We start from the raw sequence: 1454 nt of genomic DNA on the forward strand, positions 1-1454 counted from the left end.
TTGTTTAATTAAGCGTAAATACTCTATATTAATCACACTTCCAACAAAAGTGGCATTGGACTAAGCCAATCAATAATGTGAGCTAGACAGAGCAGGTGGAATGCATGGCACTTGAGATACGAAAAAGCGACCCAGAGAGGTCGCTTTTGTGGTGATTCTATTTAAGCGTATAAGTGAGATTAGAAGGCCACGCTTAAAACTTGATATTCAGAACATCTTGCTCCGATGCATCGACCTTCAACTTACTGCGAGATTCAATATATTCAATCTGCTTTGAGTCGAGTGAATATGGCATGACAACACGTAATTCATTTATCCCTTCATGCTTTGCGAGCTGAGTTAAACGAACTAAGTTCGATTCATCACTTTGACGTGAAGACATCGATTTTAATGCCGCATCCCAGAGTCGATCTTCCGGTCGGCTCAACTCTGCAATGTTCTGCTTCCACATCAAACCAAAAATGGGCGCAATGGTCGCGAACGCCTCTAAGAAGGTCCATTTCTTACTTCCTGTAGCTCCTAAAAAGCTGGTGTAGTCGAACTCAATGCATGTCTTTCCTTGTTGATCCATTCTCTGCCCCCGACACTCGAAAATGAGATATACCAAATATCGTTCAACTATTTTGATATAGCAATGGGATATAAAAGAATAGTCTTTTATGCCCTTAATTACATTCAAAAGGAAATATTAAAACCAGCTTTGTAACAAGTGATGCACAGCTTCGCCATATATAAGCATTCAATTGATTAATATTTCAAACAGCAAACTAAAAACAGGGCTTAAGCGACGATGTCAATACCAAAAGCTTATAGATTCATCAGCTTAATACCAAGCCCAACACGGGTTTGAGAATGGTCATAGTCGATCAGCGTTTCACCGTAGCCATGGTAACCTTGAAGATATACACCAAGAATGTCATTGAAATAGAATGTGTAACCTAGTTCAACCCCACCTTTATCATCAGCAAAGTTGTAAAAACCGCGTGTATTGACCACGCCCGCACGGGTATAAACTTTCGCCCACAACTCGTAAGGTGCGTAGTAATTTTCCATGTCGTCATTTTCTGTGGTAATCACCCACCATGCATGTACGCCATATTCGACTGGGCCAGAAAAACGCTCGGCAGCGACATATAGACGGTCCCAACTGCGTGACAGTTTGCTGGATTGACCGTTCGATTCATGTTTGTAACCGGCTTCAACATGATTGAACAACAACATGTTCGATTGATGTGCTAAGAACACTTGCGGCTTGTAGTTTGTTTCTCTAAATGGCGATGAGATATCAGAGTTTGCCAGTTGCCATAGGGACTTTTGAGTATAAGCCCCCATCAAAGCAGTGCCTGAGCTGAAGCGATAAAATGGAATTGATGCTGAGATCTGAAACTTCACTTCAAAATCTTGCAGTGAATCCATCTCTGAGCCCATTTCGCTGTAGGCGCTTTGGTTGATGT

2 protein-coding genes are annotated in these 1454 nt (G+C 41.7%); both read right to left on the reverse strand.

Annotated elements, in window-relative coordinates; all coding sequences use genetic code 11:
* Window positions 1–193: 193 nt before the first annotated feature.
* Window positions 194–571 (reverse strand): hypothetical protein, encoded by a 378-nt coding sequence (locus R7Q38_RS23295; RefSeq protein WP_005462601.1) that lies wholly within the window; start codon window positions 569–571, stop codon window positions 194–196.
* 236 nt (window positions 572–807) lie between these two features.
* Window positions 808–1454, reverse strand: a 647-nt coding sequence (locus R7Q38_RS23300; RefSeq protein WP_318114454.1) for a phospholipase A, incomplete at its 5' end; no start/stop codon positions are given.

The sequence above is a fragment of the Vibrio sp. Vb0598 genome, assembly GCF_033338935.1.
GTDB classification, from domain to species: domain Bacteria; phylum Pseudomonadota; class Gammaproteobacteria; order Enterobacterales; family Vibrionaceae; genus Vibrio; species Vibrio alginolyticus.